Source organism: Blautia massiliensis (ex Durand et al. 2017) (assembly GCF_051861785.1).
In the GTDB taxonomy this organism is placed as follows: domain Bacteria; phylum Bacillota; class Clostridia; order Lachnospirales; family Lachnospiraceae; genus Blautia_A; species Blautia_A luti_A.
The window spans coordinates 1,524,743-1,542,316 of the sequence record NZ_CP146725.1 but is presented as its reverse complement, the minus strand read 5'-3'; the positions used below and the strand labels follow the sequence as shown (position 1 = coordinate 1,542,316).

Below are 17,574 nucleotides of genomic sequence, written 5' to 3'. Positions count from 1 at the left end.
TTTTAGCAGGCTGTATGACTATGAAAAACTGGAGTTAACACGATAAAAGTTTTAAGTTTATCAGTATGAAGATTGTGAGAGATTATAATTTATGGAAGGGTGATAAAAAATGTCTTACAGAAGTCATGAAATTTTACAGGGTCCCGGGTATGCAAATGTAAGAGCTTTATATAAAGCAGACGGATATGCAGAAGAGGAACTGAAACGCCCAATCATTGGGATTGCAAATGCATATAATTCGATTTGTCCGGGTCATATTGTCCTGCGCCAGATGGCAGAAAGAATTCGTGAAGGAATTCAGGCGGCAGGGGGGATGCCAATTGAATTTGGAACAATTGGTGCCTGTGATGGAATTGCAATGGGACACGAGGGCATGCGTTATATCCTTCCGGCAAGAGAAATGATTGCAAATGATGTGGAGGCAATGGTGCAGGCTCATCGTTTAGACGGCATTGTATTACTGGGAAGCTGTGACAAAATTATTCCGGGAATGTTGATAGGAGCAATGAGGGTAAATTTGCCTGCAATTTTTATTAATGGAGGACCAAGTCTTCCGGGACATATGGCAGATGGAAATCCCTATGGAGGAGAGTGGATCGACCATTCCTGTATTCAGCAGTCGGAAGGAGCTTTACAGGCAGAAAAGATTACGGAAAAAGAGTTTAAGTGGATAGAGGATAATGCAATGCCGACAGTTGGATCCTGCGCGATGCTTGGTACAGCAAATACAATGGGATGCCTTGCAGAAGCTATGGGAATCATGCTGCCAGGTTCAGCTACGATTCCGGCAGTATATAGTAAACGTATGGCCGCCGCTTACAATAGTGGAAAAGCAATCGTTGATTTGGTACATAATAATATAAGGATTCAGGATATTATTACAAAAAGGGCGCTGGCAAATGCAATAATGGTAAATTCAGCGATGGGAGGGTCAACAAACGCTGTATTGCATTTGCTGGCAATTGCACATAGCGGAAAAATTAATTTAACAATAGATGATTTTGAAACGATCAGCAGTGGGATTCAGCATTTGGTGGCTATGATTCCGGCTGGAAAATATACATTGTTTGATTTCTTTGAAGCTGGCGGCGTACAGGCTTTAATGAAAGAGATGGAAGAAAAACTGTATGTGGATGCATTAACATGTACAGGAGATACATTATATGAGAATTTGATGCATGCAGAGAATAGATCTCGGGAAGTAATTCATGCAATTCAAAATCCAGTACATAAGCGAGCAGGTATTAAGATCCTGTATGGAAATATAGCACCCAACGGTGCGGTAACGAAGCCGTCAGCAATTCCAGAAGAGGCAGTACACTTTTGTGGAAAAGCAAAGATTTATGAAAGTGAAGAATCGGCGTTGACAGGAATTCGGAATGGAGAAGTACAAGGTGGGGAAGTTGTTGTGATTCGAAATGAAGGACCCAAAGGTGGACCAGGGATGCCGGAAATGTATAAAGCTATGAAGCTGTTAGTTGGCTTAGGTTTGGGATCGAAGGTATGTCTGATTACAGATGGCAGATTTTCAGGATCAAACAACGGGTGCTTTGTGGGGCATATTTGTCCTGAAGCTGTAGACGATGGAGCGATTGCATATTTACAGGATGGGGATATGATATCAGTCGATGTGGAAAATGGAAAAATTGATGCAATAGATGTAGATTTTGAAGAACGAAGGAAAAAGAAATACATATGTCATCAAAAGGTAGAAGGATATTTGTACCAGTATGCAAAAAATGTGACATCTGCATCAAAAGGAGCAGTGATTCCCACTTATGAGAACGAATGATAGATGCAGCATCGTTAATAATTGAGGGAAAGAGGCAGTAGTGTAGTGTGAAAGAAAGTAGAGGAAGACCATAAATTGACGCACTTGAATAAGCTGTCTAAGGCAGGCAACTTTTTAAAGTGTTATAGAGTTAGAAAATTAAATCAAGAAGCTAATGGTTCATCAGGAGGAAATAATCCCTCTCGTTGTAATAGTTTCTTGGCTTGCTTGATAGCTTTTGCTTTTTGTTTTTCAACAAGAGCTACAGGCATATCGATTTTGTAAAGATCGCTCGGATTCCACTGCTCACCAGTAGACAGCATCTGATAGATAGCAGTAAGAATCATACGGGCAATAGCGATAATGGCTCTTTTCTTGCCACGGCGTTTGACAAGAGAATCATATTTCTTTTTGTAGTAAGGAGATTTGTCAGATTTTACGGCTGCATGAGCACACTGTACTAATGCAGATTTGAGGTAGATACCGGCACGTGTAATCCGAACAGACTTCTTCTTACCAGCAGACTCATTGCTGCCTGGCGTTAAACCAGCCCAGCAACACAAACGTTTAGAACTTGAGAACTGAGACATGACAGTACCGATTTCGGAGATGACAGTGATTGCACTATCACGTTTGACACCCGGAATGGTACAGAGAAACTGGACAGCATCTTCTTTGGATTTGAGCCTCCTAAGAAGCTTAGATGCGATTTCTTCGTGGTTTATAGATGTACCCGATTGTTCAAGCAGATAGTCGATAATGGATGTGGATGACTTCCCAAAGATATCGGAAACAACAGAATCTAATGCAACATTACAAACGGTAAGAGCATTCTGATATCTATTCTTTTCACTTGAACGGCAGGAAACAAGCTTGTAACGATAGCGAGTGTATTCCCTAAGAATACGGACTTTCTTGCAAGTAATATAATTGCCTTTGACAAGTCCAAGGCGGAACAAATCTCCAATCCATTTAGAATCTTTTGTATCATCTTTGTTGCCTTTCACCGCCTTTACCCATTTAGGATTGGCAATGACAACATTGATATCATCTTCCAGAAGATTAAAGACAGGAACTCAGTATTTACCTGTGGATTCCATGCAGACATTATGGCAATCATTGTCGAGAAGCCATTGCTTGAATTCAAGAATTGAATTGTTAAAGGTGGAAAAGCGCTTCTTTTGGTAAGAAGGCTCAATGCCACCAGTGGTTTTTACAATTGTGGCAACGAGAAAAGATTTGTGGACATCGACACCACAACAGGTTTGATAAGTAACTTTCATAGTCAGACTCCTTTCGTGAATGATAAGAAGCCATTGACTGAACTGCCACACAATTAAACGAAAGGCTTAAACAATTCTTAGTGTACGGATTCATGATGTCACTTATTTGTGCTTGAAAAGGCAGAACTTACACTGATTAGTATGCTGTCTAAAACGAAGAAAGTTATTACAACTCCTCCTCCCGTGCTTTGTAGTGTAGCTTCTTGCAAACTATTTTACAGCACAGTGTAGAGAGTTGGAACACTTTCATTACTATTTGCGCCGCCAGCCGAAGGCGGCGGAATGGAGATTAGTATGAAGGATTTTCAGGAAAAAATTGAAAAAATAGGAGTTATTCCGGTTATCGTAATCGATGAAGCAAAAAATGCAGAATCGCTTGCAGAAGCATTAGTGGCGGGTGGGCTTCCGTGTGCGGAAATTACATTTCGAACACAGGCTGCGGAAGAAAGTATCCGCATTATGACGCAAAAGTATCCCGAGATGATAGTTGGAGCTGGGACTGTTTTAAATGTAGAACAGGTTGAACGTGCGATGAATGCAGGTGCACGATTTATTGTTTGTCCCGGGTTTGATTCAAAAGTGGTTGACTATTGCCTGGAACGAAAAATTCCAGTTTTACCTGGATGCGTTACACCATCTGAAATAATGCAGGCGATCGCCTGTGGTTTAAAAATGGTGAAATTTTTCCCGGCGGTTCAGTTTGGTGGGGTGGCAATGATTAAAGCGTTGGCAGCACCGTATAATGAAATGAAATTTGTGCCGACCGGTGGAGTAAATAAAGAGAATTTAAAAGAGTTTCTTTCGTATAAGGCAGTAGCAGCTTGCGGGGGGAGCTGGATGGTAAAAAGGGAATGGATTCAGAACGGTGAATTTGACAGAATCCGAAGTCTGGTAATAGAAGCTGCAAAATTAAAAGGTGAAATCAGGTCAGAAAATAGAAACGAAAAAAGGAGATAATGAAAAAATGGATTTACATCTAAAGGAATCGTGTGAATGTAAATATGATGCAGTTTCACTTGGCGAAGTAATGCTGCGACTGGATCCGGGTGAAGGAAGAATTCGCACTGCGCGTTCATTTCGAGTTTGGGAAGGCGGCGGAGAATATAATGTGATTCGAGGCCTGAGTAAGTGCTTTGGGTTAGATACAGCAGCTATTTCTGCATTTGCCAAAAATGAAGTGGGAATGTTGTTAGAAGATCTGATCTGTCAGGGAAAAGTAGATACATCATTGATTAAGTGGGCAGATACTGATGGAATAGGACGGGTATGCAGAAATGGCCTGAATTTTACAGAACGAGGATTTGGAATCCGCGGAGCGTTAGGATGCTCGGATCGTGCGAATACTGCAATTTCCAAGGCAACTTCGGCAGATTTTGATTTTGAATATATTTTTGGAAAGCTTGGTGTACGCTGGTTTCATACAGGAGGAATTTATGCAGCACTTTCAGAAAAATCATGTGAAACGGTAGTGGATGCAATAAAAATTGCCAAAAAATATGGTACAATTGTTTCGTATGATTTAAATTATCGCCCATCTATGTGGTCTGCAATTGGTGGTATTGAGAAAGCGCAGGAAGTAAATAAAGAAGTGGCAAAATATGTAGATGTAATGATTGGAAATGAAGAAGATTTTACTGCGTGTTTGGGATTTGATGTAGATGGTAATGATAATGAATTAAAGAAATTAAATCTTGAAGGATACGAGCGCATGATTAATAATGTAGTAGAGAAATATCCAAATCTGAAAATGGTGGCAACGACGCTTAGAGAGGTAAAGACGGCCACTGTGAATGATTGGGGTGCTATTTGCTGGGCAGAAGGTCGAATTTATAATTCAAAAAGGTATGAGAATCTTGAGATTTTAGATCGCGTAGGCGGTGGAGATTCTTTTGCATCTGGTCTGATTTATGGGATGTTGACGACAGGAGATCCGGAAACAGCACTTGAATTAGGAGTGGCACATGGAGCGCTTGCAATGACAACACCTGGAGATACGAGTATGGCAAACCGAAAAGAGGTTGAGGCGGTTATGCGGGGGGCTGGCGCACGAGTGAAGCGATAAAATGACAGGAAGGAGCAAGGGTAAAAATATGAGAGCACTGGATGTACATGCTCATTTGGGCAAAGATGTTGTGTTTGGACATGTAATTACAGAGGAAAATTTACTGGATGGCTATAAGGATACGATCGTACAGGGAGCAATTGTACAGCCATCGTTACCACGTTTTTCATTAAAGGCAAATAAAGAAATCCATGATAGAATTTTTGAATTTTCGAAGTGTGATAAAATGAAAATCTGGGGGATGGCATCTATTTATCCGCATTTTACACAGGAAGAATATAGAGAAGAAGCTATTCGGTGCGTAAAAGAGCTTGGTTTTGTAGGATTGAAATTAACACCAATTGGTCACGCCTGTGATCCTGAATCAGAGGATGGCATGTATGCTTTTTCTGTGGCAGCTGAGTTGGGTGTGCCGATGATGGTTCATACCGGATCAGGAATACCATTTTCAAGTCCGATGCATATTTTGAAAGCTGCAAAAGAGTATCCTGAATTAAAAATTGTAGTGGCACATGCGGGAATGGGAGTGATGGCCAGAGAAGCGGTTATTTTGGCGCAGATTTGTGAAAATGTGTATCTTGAACCGACTTGGACCGGTGTTGCAGATATGGGCATGATTTATAAGGAACTGGGGGCAGGGAAGATAATGTTTTCTTCAGACCACGTAAACAATGTTACTGTGCAATATGAAACAATAAAAACCGTTGTGCCAGAAAAAGAAATGGAACAAGTGTTATATAAAACAGCAGAAAGTGTGTATAAAATCACGTTATAGAGGGATATGAATATACGTAAATTAATGAAAGAGAAAGTAAGCAGAGTAAGTATTTCCAGCAAAATGTCAATTGTTATGACCGTGTCGATTGTTTTAATCCTCACGGTCTTTCTTGGCGTAAACAGATATTATAATTCATTTTTCGTGTATCAAAAACTTGAAAATGCGTCTTTGACATATTTGGATAGTATAGATAGGATGATGGAAAATTTAGTAGACACTTTGGATGGTTATTCAAGAATTTGTTTTTCCAATGCAGGAGTTCAGGAGTTACTGGATAAAAATTCGAGTGGGCAGGTTGATTTTTCATTGCAGGACAATGTTAATAATTATCTGTGGGAACTGGTTGTAAATGTAAAGCAGATAGAATCTATTTATTTGTATAGTAATAATGGACTGGTAGCCTCAGCAGATAGGCAGGAGCTGCATTATCCACGATATCGTTGTATTAAAGATTATGAATGGTATGATGAAGAGGAATATGGGGAATATCATGTTGATTTTTCGAGCGATGATTTTTACAGAAAAGGTGATATGCCGGAGATTAGTTTCAGAAGAGCAGTAAGAAGTACGACTAATTTTAAAAAAATCGGTTATATGATTATGACGGTCTCTTCCGATGTATTAAAGGATTTTTTAGTGGCGGATAATGCGGACAAATATGAAAGGGTATTTTGTCTTTTGAATAATGAGGAATCTGTAATTGTGATCTCTGATAATGTGTATATGGACGAAATGCAGAAAATCGGAAAAGACATGATTCAGAATGAAAAAACAATGGTGCTTCGGAATATGTTCGATGAAAAATATATGTTTTGTATTTTGAAATCGGAGGAAGGATATTATATGGATGCTATTTCGGTAGAGGATGCCTATCAAAGAAATCGAGAGAAAAGTTTAGTGGATATTGCATTGATTATTTTACAGGCTATGCTCACCCTGGTTTGCATTGTTATGATTTCTAAACTATATACACGACCGATAAAGGAGCTGATGATTGCGATGCGCTGTCTGCAAAACGGTGTATTTCAGCCAGTGAAAATGAATTCTGCTCATTACGAAATACAGGAACTAATACATGTTTACAATGAAATGGTAAAAAAAATCAATGAATTGCTGGAAAAAACAAAGGAGGCAGAACGATTAAAGGGAAAAGCAGATTTAAAAGTGCTTACTGCACAGATAAATCCTCATTTTTTATATAATACATTTGACTCCATAAAAGCGTTGTTTGTTTTGAAACGATATGATGATGCATATGCAATGATAGATGCGCTCTCCAGATTTTATAAAATTAATCTCAGCAAAGGAGATGATTTTATAACAATAGAGAAAAACCTGGTGATGTTAAAAAGCTATATTGATATTCAACAAATGCGTTTTGGTGGAGAGTTTGAATACATATACTCGGTTGATCCGGAAATTATGCAGTGGAAAATTTTGAAATTTGCTTTACAGCCGTTGGTGGAAAACGCAATTAATCATGGCATACATGGGTTTACGACAGAAGGGATTATTAATCTTGATATAGTCCGGACAGGAGAAAAGAGTCTTAAAATCACATTAATGGATAATGGACGCGGAATGTCTAAAGAAGCTCTGAAAAAAGCTATTTCAGGAGAAGAGGGAAGAAATGGCAAATCTTTCGGATTATTTGCAACGCTTCATCGACTTCAGTATTGTTATGGTGATCGAATTTGGTGGAGTATTGAGTCGGAAGAAAATGGTGGTACTACAATTATAATGAAAATTGAAGTGGAGGAGTGTTGAATATGCTAAGGCTGATTATTGTAGATGATGAATATTTACTTAGACAATTAATCAGAAATATAATCGATTGGAAAGCATTAGATATTGAAGTCGTAGGAGAAATGGCATCAGCAGAGCTGGCAATGCGGCAGCTTGAGTCTTTAAAGCCGGATATCATTTTGACGGATATCTGTATGCCAGATATAGATGGTCTGACTTTTGCAGAAAAAATAAAAGGTAGAAATCCAGACACAAAAGTGATCGCAATTACCGGCTATGATAATTTCGAATATGCGAAAAGGGGAATTTGCATAGGGTTGGACGGCTATATTTTAAAGCCGATCAATGAGGAAGAACTTACAGAATGTATTGTTAAGATCAAGAAAAAAATTCTGGAAGAAAACAGAAAGAGAAATGAAATAGAAACTCTTTCGATATTTAAAAGAGAAGCAGAGGAAATCGTTAAAAATTATTATTTGACAAAGCTTCTGGAATCAGATGTGCCGGAAAAAATTGTGAATAGCCAGTTGATGGAGGAATTGGCTTTGGAAACAAGCCCAATGGTATGGATAGTTGTTTTTCAATGGAAAACAAACCTGATTGCCAAAAGGACTGGGAATGAAGAACTTTTAGATTGTGAGATGTGGATTGTCAATTATTGTAAAGAAAAATTAAAAAAAATGGTTTGGGTTCATGGAACGGCTAATAGGTTGATTATTCTTGATCCTGAAAAAGATATCATGCCTGAGACAATATTAAAGCAGCTGCAAGAGGAATGGAAAAAGGAATTTGAGTGTCCGTTGTATTACGGGACAGAGGTTATATATAATCAGGAAAAGAGTATTCATGAGGGCTATATAGAGGCGGTTAATCAATTAAATATCGAATTGGTTAATGGAGAAAATAAACCAGAAGATATATGGAGATGGAAACAGCAAAAAAAAGAAACTAAGCAGTTATGGGATCTCAACGAGTTGAAAAGGCTGCAATATTGTGTTGAGGCAGAGGATTTAGAAGAAGTAGAAAAAGTAATTGATAGTTATTTTCTGAAATGGAAAGATGTTACGTTAGATGATATGGAACTGTTGCAGGTGCAATTATTGAATATCTATTTTTATTTTTACACTTCATTTGGAGATCGTTGCATTGATGCAGTTGCAATGCAATATATGAATTTTTATGAAAATGTAAAACATGCGGAGAATATACTTGAGTTAAAAAATGCATTTTTAATAGGATGTCAGGCACTGCAGGAGATGTTAAGGGGGAGGGAGACAGCGGCAGACAGTTACAAACTCATTTATTCTATGAAACAATACATAAAAGAAAACTTAGATGACCCGGATTTTTCATTAGGCGCATTGGCAAAGGCATATTATATGAATAGCAGCTATTTAAGCCGTTTTTTTAAAGAGAAGGTAAAAAGCTCATTTGTAGAGTATTTGACAGAACAACGTATTGATAAAGCAAAGCAGCTTTTGCAATATGGGAACTTTAAGATTTACGAAGTGGGCGAAAAAGTGGGAATTTATAATGCAAATTATTTTGGGATTTTATTTAAAAAGAAAGTGGGCGTAACGCCAGCTGAGTACAGAAAACAATACGAAAAATAGTGCAAAACAGATACAGGAAATGGAAAAATGGAAAAAATAAAAGGAAAAACAACTAATAAACATAGAATATAAAGCAAAAAAATATCAAAAACAGCTAACAAGTAAAATAAGTGTTGAAAAATGTAAAAAGTGTGAGATTGGAAGAGATAAGCTTTTGTTATAATAAAACCATCAAAAACAAAGGAAAGGAGAAGTTATTATTCATGTGAAGAATAATAACAAAAGGCAAATGAAAAAGCATTTAAAAAAGGCTGCAACAGTATTGGCATGTACGGGAATGGTTGCAGGAGCATTTACAACCACGGCTTTTGCAGAGGATGCAGAGCAGATCACATTAAACGTGTCCCATATCTTCGTGGATCAGACAGATGGGCAGTGCAGAGGATGGTATAAGGCATTGGATGAATATAAGGAATCTCATCCCAATATTACGATTGTAGAAGACACTGCAGACAATGATGCATATAAAACTAAGCTGAAGACGCAGCTTGCAGCAGGTGCAGTTCCAGATGTATTTTATGCTTGGGGAGGTGGCTTTACAAAGCCATTTGTAGAAGCAGGAATGGTAGAAAATCTTGATCCGTACGTGGAAGATGGAACGATTGATCTGGATGCTATGATGCCGGATATTTGTAACAACTTTTATTATGATGGCTCATTGTACGGCCTTCCATTGGATAGCTTCATAGGAGTGCTGATGTGCAATCAGTCTCTGTTTGATGAATATGGTCTTGAAATACCAAAAACAATGGATGATTTATATGCCGTGTCCGCCACCTTTAATGAAAATGGAATTACGCCAATTGCGATGGGGGAAAAAGATAAGTGGCCGGGACTGTTTCCATTTGGTGCATTGGCACTTCGATATGGCGGTGTAGAAAAAACAATAACGATGTTGAATGGCGAAGGAAACTTTGATCAGGAATTTGTGCAGAAAACTGCGGAAGAACTTCAGAAGATGGTTGATGAAGGTGTATTTGCTTCGGATAGTGTTGCTCTTACAGATGATGAGGCAACAGAGGAATTCCGTCAGGGAAGAGCGGCTATGTGGTATAGCGGAAACTGGAAGGTAGATTTACTTTGCGAAGAAGGATCTCCGCTTGAGGGCAAATTAACCATGGTAAACTGGCCGGCAGTTTCTGGTGCAGACGGAGACCAGAATTCATTTGTCGGAGGCGCAAGTGCAACGCTTGTAGCATCAGCGACGAGCGCTCATAAAAAAGAAGCAGTTGAATTTATGACATTTATGAGTGAGCATTTTTCCAATTACGCATATGAAGAAGGAGCGATCCTTCCGACATGGAAATATAGTGGCGATATGGAATTGAAACCATTTCAGCAGACATTACTGGATTTGATGCAGGGTGCAGATGGGTTCTGCCTTGCATGGGATACATTGCTGGATCCGGAAACAGCAGATGTTCATTCTACGTCACTGCAGGGAATTTATGCACAGCAGATGACAGCAGATGATTATGTTGAAGCTATGGCAGCTACGAGGTAAGTATGAATAAGATATTGGGAAATAAAACAGCGATTGCTGCATTTGTGGCACCTTCCCTCATTCTGTTCGGTGGCATTATCTTTTATTCGATTATTATGTCTTTCCGGTATAGTTTGCTTGACTGGAATGGATTTGGAGAAGGAATCTTTGTTGGGTTTTCCAATTACGCGAAAATGTTTCAGGATAAGGTGTTTTTAAGATCCGCTGTTAATTCACTGCTACTCGGATTTGTGACACTGGTTACGCAGCTGCCGCTGGCGCTTTTGCTGGCGTTGCTGCTCACCAGCGGCATTAAGGGAGAAGGATTTTACAGGACAGTGTTTTTTATCCCGATGACATTATCTTCGGTTGTAATTGGACAGCTGTGGTTGAAAATTTATAACCCGAATTATGGAGTACTGAATACTCTGTTGGGAGTATTGGGACTGGAAAGCTTACAAAGAAGCTGGTTAGGTGATGTAAATACAGCTTTATTTAGCGCTTTTGTTCCAATTATATGGCAGAATGTCGGATACCATATGTTGCTGCTTTATACATCTATTAATTCTATATCAAAAGATATATTGGAAGCAGCAAAATTGGATGGAGCAAGTGGAGTTAAGGCAGCGCGGTATATTACGATTCCATTAGTGAAACCAATGCTCAGAACATGTGCGATTTTTGTGGTAATTGGATCTTTAAAGGCGTTTGACATGATTTATGTATTAACAAATGGTGGACCGGCTCATATGACAGAAGTTCCAAGCTCCTTAATGTTTAGCAGTATATTCAATCTTAATAAATATGGCTATGGAAGTGCTATTTCTATATTTATCGTTGTTGAATGTATTGTTATGGCAGTTATTTTACAGAAAGTATTTCTCGTGAAAGAGGAATCGGCTTGAGGAGGGAAAGAAGATGTATGCCAAACTTCATTCAAGAAAAGGAAATCTTTTAATACGGCTTATCATTACGGCTTTTTTGGTTTTTTGGGCCGCTGTGCAGATTTATCCGCTTATATGGCTTGTTTTCTTTTCCTTCAAAAGCAATGAAGAAATTTTTGGAGGAAATATTGCCGGGCCTCCGCTTGTATGGAAAGTTGAAAATTATAAAAATGCGTTAATGGGTGGAAATGTTTTTCGCTATCTTTTTAACAGCGTTTGGGTGTCTATGGCTGTTGTTATTGTTGCGTGTATTTTAATTGCAACATCGGCATATGCACTAAGCAGAATGAGATGGAAATTAAAGAAAATAGTTTACTGGATTTTTATTTCAGGAATGACAATCCCGCTTCATGCAACACTTCTGCCGTTGTTTTTACTTTTCCGAAAGATGCATATCATTAATAATCCTCTGTCAATTTTGATCCCGTATATTGTATTTGCATTACCGACAGGAATTTTGATTTTGACAAATGCCTATGCGTCTCTTCCTATAGAGATGGAAGAATCAGCCTGTATAGATGGATGCAATATATATCAGTTATTTTGGAAAATTATGTTTCCGCTTGTAAAGCCAACGGTAGCGGCAATTGCGTTATTTACATTCTTATCATCATGGAATGAGCTGATGTTCGCAATGACGTTTATAAGTGAACCCAAGTGGAAGACATTGACGATCGGATTACAGAGTCTTTCAGGAATGTTTTATACGGAATGGGGGCCAATTGGTGCAGGAATGGTAGTAGCAACAGCACCTGTTCTGATTATTTATTTGTTGCTGAACAGACAGGTACAAAATGCGCTTATTATGGGCGCAGTGAAAGGATGAGAACATGAAATTAAGAATAGGAATTATTGGATGTGGAGGAATCGCGACAGGAAAGCATTTATCAGCATTAAAATCAAATGGTGATTTGTGTGAAGTAGTAGCATTTTGTGATGGCATACTTGACAGAGCAAAAAAGGCGGCACAGGAGTATGGAGTAGAAAATGCACAGGTTTGCCAGAATTATAATGAGCTGCTGGCGAATCCGAATGTGGATGTTGTATATGTCTTAACGCCAAACATTAGCCATAGCCCAATTGCAGTAGACGCTTTTCATGCGGGAAAGCATGTGATGTGTGAAAAGCCGATGGCAATTAATACTGCAGAGGCGGAAAAAATGATGACCGCCTGGAAAGAGTCTGGTAAAAAATTTTCTATCGGATACCAGAATCGTTATCGTGCGGATGTCCGTCATCTCCGCAGCGCGTGCCAGAATGGTGATTTGGGTGAGATATACTATGCGAAAGCATATGCAATTCGCAGAAGGGGAGTTCCGACCTGGGGAAGTTTTATACAGGGAAGTCAGCAGGGTGGTGGACCGTTAATTGATATCGGAACACATTCGCTTGATCTTGCGTTGTGGTTGATGGACAACTATGATGTGGAATCTGTGACCGGGACAGTATTTAAAAAACTGGGAAAACTGCCACAGGCCACAGATGGGAACTTATGGGGAGCATGGGATACATCAAAATATGATGTAGAAGATTCTGCGATTGGTTACATAAAAATGAAAAGTGGAGCACTGGTTGTTCTGGAATCCAGTTGGGCTTTAAATATACTGGAAGCGCGTGAAGCAGAGGTTACACTTTGTGGAACGAAAGCAGGAGCGGAACTTAGAAATCAAAAAGAAGTGATTTATAATCGTGGAAAATACGGTCGGCTGACAGAAGAAGTGCTTACACCGGGAGAGCCACATGACTTTTTTGGAACACGGTATGATGCGCCGTATCTGGAGGCTAAGGAGTGGTTGACTGCCATTTTGGAAGACAGGGATCCACTTGTACGACCAGAACAGTCATTGGTTGTGACACAGGTATTGGATGCAATTTATGAATCAGCGGCTAAAAATGAGACCGTGTGGTTTTAATAGTAGTAACAGTTACAACAATTTTTAGATTATGCTACAAAGATATTCAGTTTTTCGATGGATGCGCCCGACAAGTGCATATTCCGCAAGAACTGCGCATCCGTTCCAGAGGAACGGAGCGCCATTCCGCTTCAAACTGAGCAAAGCTCAGCAGGTTGATTAATTACTATTGGTTATTCTGCGATCCCTGCCAGGAAATTCAAGGCGATATGACTTAGATGTCATTCGACTTAAGCAGGCATCTGCGTAGGTGGAATCCCCAAAAAGCTGATACCATCCGGATACTGGAATCTGTGAGATAATAATAGTTGCCTTGCGGCAGTCTCTGGACTCGATGATTTCAAATAAATCACGGCATTTCTCGATGTCCAGATCCATTAAGCCGAAATCATCTATCACCATGAGATCATAAGCTGCCATTTCATTCGAATACTCAAAGTAAGTACCTTCCTGCCCGGCATGATCTGATTCCTTTAAGAGTGTGTTTGCACGTATGTATTTAACAGTACGGTTCTGATGCATTGCTGTGATACATAAGGCGCAGGCGATGTGCGTTTTCCCAGCACCGGCCCCTCCGGTCATCAGCAGGTTATTCGGCTCATCGATCCAATCACACTTGGCCAGAAGTTCTATGACGTGTGTATTCAGCTGACGTTCTGGATCATAGATTGAACTGTCAAGATCAGCTGCAGGATATTTCAGGGTCGCTTTCTTCATGAGGCGTTTAAACTTTTTACTCTCACGCTGATCCCACTCCTGATTTACAATAGCAGCAAAGCGGACTTCAAATGGTTCGAGACCTGTGTTTGGTTCCAGCAGCTGCTTTTCAAATGCTTCAGCCATACCGGACATGCGAAGTTTATACAGCCGATCCATGAGTATGTTCTGTTCCTTTGTGAGTTTATCGTTATAAAGATAGTCTTTTAATCTGTATGCCATAGTACGTCACCCTTACTTATAGTAGTCCTTTCCTCTGATATTTTCATGATTGGGCAGTGTTCCTGGTGAATGCTCGGGGAGTTCCTTCACATCTATCTTTTTCAGCATCTGCTTGAAGGTAAAATACTTACAGGAATTGATCTCTATACATTTACGGGCAACTTCTTCAGCAGCACCTTTCGGGATTGTTTTTACTTTATGCAGGATACCTGCACAGGCATTATAGGACTGCTCTTCATGTTTTGATGATTTAAGGAGCCTGTCAATCAGTTCTGACATCGCAGGACCAATGGCAGAAGCCCAGCGGCGGTAATAATTACCATCCTTTGAATTGACTTCTTTGTAATAAAGGTGTTCTGGCGGCATATGTTCATCTACCGTGATATACAGCGGAAACTCTCTATAAGACCGCTTATGTGTACAGATCAGCCGATTATACTGATCACAGATTCTGATCTCTGAAGCTGTTGCCTTCAGGATTGCAGGCTTGCCACAGTAAGAGTACAATACGGAGTAGTAGTGGCCGTCATACTCGATGTGGTAGTTGTTGGGAACTTTTAGGAACGCTTTATAGTCGCAAGCCGTGTAACATCCGCCTGGCAGTGGTTTCATACATGGTTTGTCATACTTTTCGAAAGCATCCTGTCTTGAGAAATCCTTGCCTTGAAAAGATCGTTTATTGAGGACTGCTACTATTTTTTTGATTTCAGCATTCAGGTCTTCAAATGATACATACATCTTTTCTTTCAGTTTCTCAACCAGGTGTATTTCAAGATAACGTACATGATTTTCAACTGTAGGCTTGCCTTTCGGCTTTCTAGCGGGTGGTGGAAGAACTATAGTTTCATAGAAATCTTCCAGATCTGCAAATGTAGACTGCAGGATAAGTTCATCCTTTGTGTGCTTGGTTACAGCAGTTCGCAGGTTATCGGGCACAAAGTATTTCGTAACAGCACCATAAAATGAAACAGCATGGGCACAGCCTTCTATAAAACATGGGAGTTTCTCATTTGGAAAAGCTTCTGCATAGATCAGACTGCTGACTCCAAGAGTGGTCGCAAAGATATGGACTTTTTTGATCTCGCCCGTTTCGGTATCTGTTAACAGTTCCGGCTGATCACCGACCCAGTCGATATACATCTTTTCACCCGGGATTCGGTTTACGGCCATTGATACCTTCTGGCCACCATAGTTTTCTGCTATGAATCGGTTGAAGTATTCGTAAAACTGTGACTTCTCATAACCATCAGGATTCTTTTCTTTATAATCTAGCCAACAGAACGAAATGTTCATGCGACTCCCTGGTGCATGGATTCTGTCATAGTAATACTGGAAATCTGGAAGTGGGACATCTTTCCTCTGTAGATTTTTCTGCGGATAGAAAAGGTTCTCAACTTCCTTAGGTGCCATCATTCGGAGTTCCTCGATTGGGATTCCGTTGGCATGGTATCGGCTCATGATCAGATTTAATGTACCTGAGCCAATCTTGTAACGGTCCATAACGGACCTGGTCTGGCATCCATTCAAACGCATCTGGATGGAGCCGATAATCGTGTTGTAGTCTTGCATAGTTATGCCTCCTTTCGCAATCATTTGATGACTACGAAAGAACTATAACACGTTGAAAACTAATTGATCAGCTGAAGCGGAAACGCGTTCAGTTACATCCGGAAAGACTGATCAGCTCTTAGCGGAATGCGTGGTCAGATGAGCCGGAATTTGCAATTAGGTACAAATCAGATAATTTTAATTGCACCTCATTGCATTAAAATTGCATTTTTTAATATTTTTATATGGTTTTATAGTTACTTATATTGCCTAAAAATGGCTTAAAATCAACGATTTTGCTTTATACTCCGTACTGTCTGTCTGGAGTTTGAATGATGTGAAAACAGCGGGAAGCCAGTATTTATGCGGCTTCCCGTTTTCTGTGCTTGCAAAATGCTTGCAGTTTTTTATTATGCTGGTTTAATTCTTTCACCATTGAAAAGTAAAGGAAAAGAATCAAAGAAATCAATAAGTTCTACAAGCTTTGCTTTGTTATATGTATCTATGCCTACAAGTGAAGGTATTTTATTGAAGTCATGAATATAATTATTTAAATCGTTATTATATTGCTGAAGAAAAATTGCAAGGAATAAATGCTCACTTTTGGATAGAGAAGTTGCTCTTGATTTTAAATCGTCAATATCCTTAATTGTTAAATAACCTTCAGAATGATATTCCCAAACGGCATCAAAAGGAAGTATTGGTGTTGAAAAAGTATATTCCCAAATTGTGCGAGCTAACTTATCAAGAGTATATTCATAGTATTTTTCTTCCATGCATGTGTTGTATAAATCAAGAATTTCAATAAAATAGCAAATGTGGTTTTTGTATAATGATATGGGTGGATTTTCATTATAGTTTTTTGTGTTGTTTGTATGCTTGTATATTAATGAGTTTTTTATATTATCATGAACAATAGAATTACGTAAATCAGATATATCCTTGATTTTATTTTCATTTAGAGATAAATCTAAATCTTGTATGGATATAAAAAATTGTATATACGCATAAAGGGATCGACTTGAGTATTTTCGTATGTTTTGATCTATTATGGCATCAATTATATCACTTGCTCTTGGGGATGTAAGAAATAGATCCTTATTAACAGAAATGGTCTTGTCAATCTTATACGGAAAAGCCTTTATATAATATCTGATAATTTCTGTAATGGTACTTTCAAATAAAGAGTAAGCATAAATAAAATATGGTTTTGCTGTAGCACTAGTGATAGATGAGGTAATCTCGTTAAGAGCTGTATTCGTATTTAATATCGCATTAGAAATATCGTCATATATAAAATTATTTATCATAGTTGGTCTCCATTAGTATTTATTCATTTTTGCGTATTTATTGGAAATTTGGTTATATATTTTTCTCTTTAAGGTATTTTGTTTTTATGCTAAATTATATATGTCTTTTTGACTATCTTTTTATATCTCCTTAAATGTCTGCAAAGCCTTATTTTATAGGCTCTACGGGCATTTTGCTTTTGTG

13 protein-coding genes and 1 pseudogene are annotated in these 17,574 nt (G+C 38.9%); 10 read left to right on the top strand and 4 right to left on the bottom strand.

The genetic code is table 11. The features are described 5' to 3' along the window. Nucleotides 1-109 precede the first annotated feature (109 nt). Nucleotides 110-1,792, top strand: coding sequence for a dihydroxy-acid dehydratase (gene ilvD / locus V9W66_RS07425; RefSeq protein ID WP_144093838.1), 1,683 nt, complete (start codon nucleotides 110-112; stop codon nucleotides 1,790-1,792). 143 nt (nucleotides 1,793-1,935) lie between these two features. On the opposite strand, the pseudogene V9W66_RS07420 reads toward ilvD, so the two are convergent. Beyond that, nucleotides 1,936-3,054: pseudogene (locus tag V9W66_RS07420) on the bottom strand (IS110 family transposase). 294 nt (nucleotides 3,055-3,348) lie between these two features. Between V9W66_RS07420 and V9W66_RS07415 the strand changes: the two are divergent. From V9W66_RS07415 to V9W66_RS07375, 9 genes are all read left to right on the top strand, one after another. After that, a complete protein-coding gene (locus V9W66_RS07415) occupies nucleotides 3,349-4,011 on the top strand; it encodes a bifunctional 4-hydroxy-2-oxoglutarate aldolase/2-dehydro-3-deoxy-phosphogluconate aldolase (RefSeq protein ID WP_144093837.1) in 663 nt (220 codons plus the stop codon). A 7-nt stretch (nucleotides 4,012-4,018) separates the two neighbouring features. Next, a complete protein-coding gene (locus V9W66_RS07410) occupies nucleotides 4,019-5,116 on the top strand; it encodes a sugar kinase (RefSeq protein WP_144093836.1) in 1,098 nt (365 codons plus the stop codon). A 28-nt stretch (nucleotides 5,117-5,144) separates the two neighbouring features. After that, nucleotides 5,145-5,891: an amidohydrolase family protein gene (locus V9W66_RS07405; protein ID WP_021650083.1), complete on the top strand. Its 747-nt coding sequence runs from the start codon at nucleotides 5,145-5,147 to the stop codon at nucleotides 5,889-5,891. 6 nt (nucleotides 5,892-5,897) lie between these two features. Further along, nucleotides 5,898-7,661 carry a cache domain-containing sensor histidine kinase gene (locus V9W66_RS07400; protein ID WP_144093834.1) on the top strand — a complete coding sequence of 588 codons (1,764 nt, stop codon included), beginning with the start codon at nucleotides 5,898-5,900 and terminating at the stop codon, nucleotides 7,659-7,661. A gap of 2 nt (nucleotides 7,662-7,663) precedes the next feature. Then, a complete protein-coding gene (locus V9W66_RS07395; RefSeq protein WP_021652527.1) occupies nucleotides 7,664-9,253 on the top strand; it encodes a response regulator transcription factor in 1,590 nt (529 codons plus the stop codon). Nucleotides 9,254-9,458: 205 nt separating this feature from the next. After that, nucleotides 9,459-10,757: an ABC transporter substrate-binding protein gene (locus V9W66_RS07390; protein WP_044962128.1), complete on the top strand. Its 1,299-nt coding sequence runs from the start codon at nucleotides 9,459-9,461 to the stop codon at nucleotides 10,755-10,757. A gap of 2 nt (nucleotides 10,758-10,759) precedes the next feature. Continuing rightward, entirely contained in the window at nucleotides 10,760-11,641 is an 882-nt protein-coding gene (locus V9W66_RS07385; RefSeq protein WP_021652525.1) for a carbohydrate ABC transporter permease, read from the top strand. A gap of 13 nt (nucleotides 11,642-11,654) precedes the next feature. Further along, nucleotides 11,655-12,506 carry a carbohydrate ABC transporter permease gene (locus V9W66_RS07380; protein ID WP_021652524.1) on the top strand — a complete coding sequence of 284 codons (852 nt, stop codon included), beginning with the start codon at nucleotides 11,655-11,657 and terminating at the stop codon, nucleotides 12,504-12,506. Between the two features lie 4 nt (nucleotides 12,507-12,510). After that, nucleotides 12,511-13,593 (top strand): Gfo/Idh/MocA family protein, encoded by a 1,083-nt coding sequence (locus V9W66_RS07375; protein WP_021652523.1) that lies wholly within the window; start codon nucleotides 12,511-12,513, stop codon nucleotides 13,591-13,593. Nucleotides 13,594-13,752: 159 nt separating this feature from the next. Here V9W66_RS07375 and V9W66_RS07370 read toward each other — a convergent pair whose 3' ends face one another. From V9W66_RS07370 to V9W66_RS07360, 3 genes are all read right to left on the bottom strand, one after another. Continuing rightward, on the bottom strand, nucleotides 13,753-14,532 hold the full coding sequence (locus V9W66_RS07370) for an ATP-binding protein (protein WP_144093833.1): 780 nt from the start codon (nucleotides 14,530-14,532) through the stop codon (nucleotides 13,753-13,755). A gap of 12 nt (nucleotides 14,533-14,544) precedes the next feature. Further along, a complete protein-coding gene (locus V9W66_RS07365) occupies nucleotides 14,545-16,101 on the bottom strand; it encodes a transposase (protein ID WP_144093832.1) in 1,557 nt (518 codons plus the stop codon). 389 nt (nucleotides 16,102-16,490) lie between these two features. After that, nucleotides 16,491-17,390 (bottom strand): hypothetical protein, encoded by a 900-nt coding sequence (locus V9W66_RS07360; RefSeq protein WP_144093831.1) that lies wholly within the window; start codon nucleotides 17,388-17,390, stop codon nucleotides 16,491-16,493. Nucleotides 17,391-17,574: the final 184 nt, after the last annotated feature.

Coding starts and splice junctions, on each gene's coding strand:
- V9W66_RS07380 (WP_021652524.1), top strand. CDS start 11,655: ATGTATGCCAAACTTCATTCAAGAAAAGGAAATCTTTTAATACGGCTT.
- V9W66_RS07405 (WP_021650083.1), top strand. CDS start 5,145: ATGAGAGCACTGGATGTACATGCTCATTTGGGCAAAGATGTTGTGTTT.
- V9W66_RS07370 (WP_144093833.1), bottom strand. CDS start 14,532: ATGGCATACAGATTAAAAGACTATCTTTATAACGATAAACTCACAAAG.
- V9W66_RS07395 (WP_021652527.1), top strand. CDS start 7,664: ATGCTAAGGCTGATTATTGTAGATGATGAATATTTACTTAGACAATTA.
- V9W66_RS07400 (WP_144093834.1), top strand. CDS start 5,898: ATGAATATACGTAAATTAATGAAAGAGAAAGTAAGCAGAGTAAGTATT.
- V9W66_RS07415 (WP_144093837.1), top strand. CDS start 3,349: ATGAAGGATTTTCAGGAAAAAATTGAAAAAATAGGAGTTATTCCGGTT.
- ilvD (WP_144093838.1), top strand. CDS start 110: ATGTCTTACAGAAGTCATGAAATTTTACAGGGTCCCGGGTATGCAAAT.
- V9W66_RS07375 (WP_021652523.1), top strand. CDS start 12,511: ATGAAATTAAGAATAGGAATTATTGGATGTGGAGGAATCGCGACAGGA.
- V9W66_RS07410 (WP_144093836.1), top strand. CDS start 4,019: ATGGATTTACATCTAAAGGAATCGTGTGAATGTAAATATGATGCAGTT.
- V9W66_RS07385 (WP_021652525.1), top strand. CDS start 10,760: ATGAATAAGATATTGGGAAATAAAACAGCGATTGCTGCATTTGTGGCA.
- V9W66_RS07360 (WP_144093831.1), bottom strand. CDS start 17,390: ATGATAAATAATTTTATATATGACGATATTTCTAATGCGATATTAAAT.
- V9W66_RS07365 (WP_144093832.1), bottom strand. CDS start 16,101: ATGCAAGACTACAACACGATTATCGGCTCCATCCAGATGCGTTTGAAT.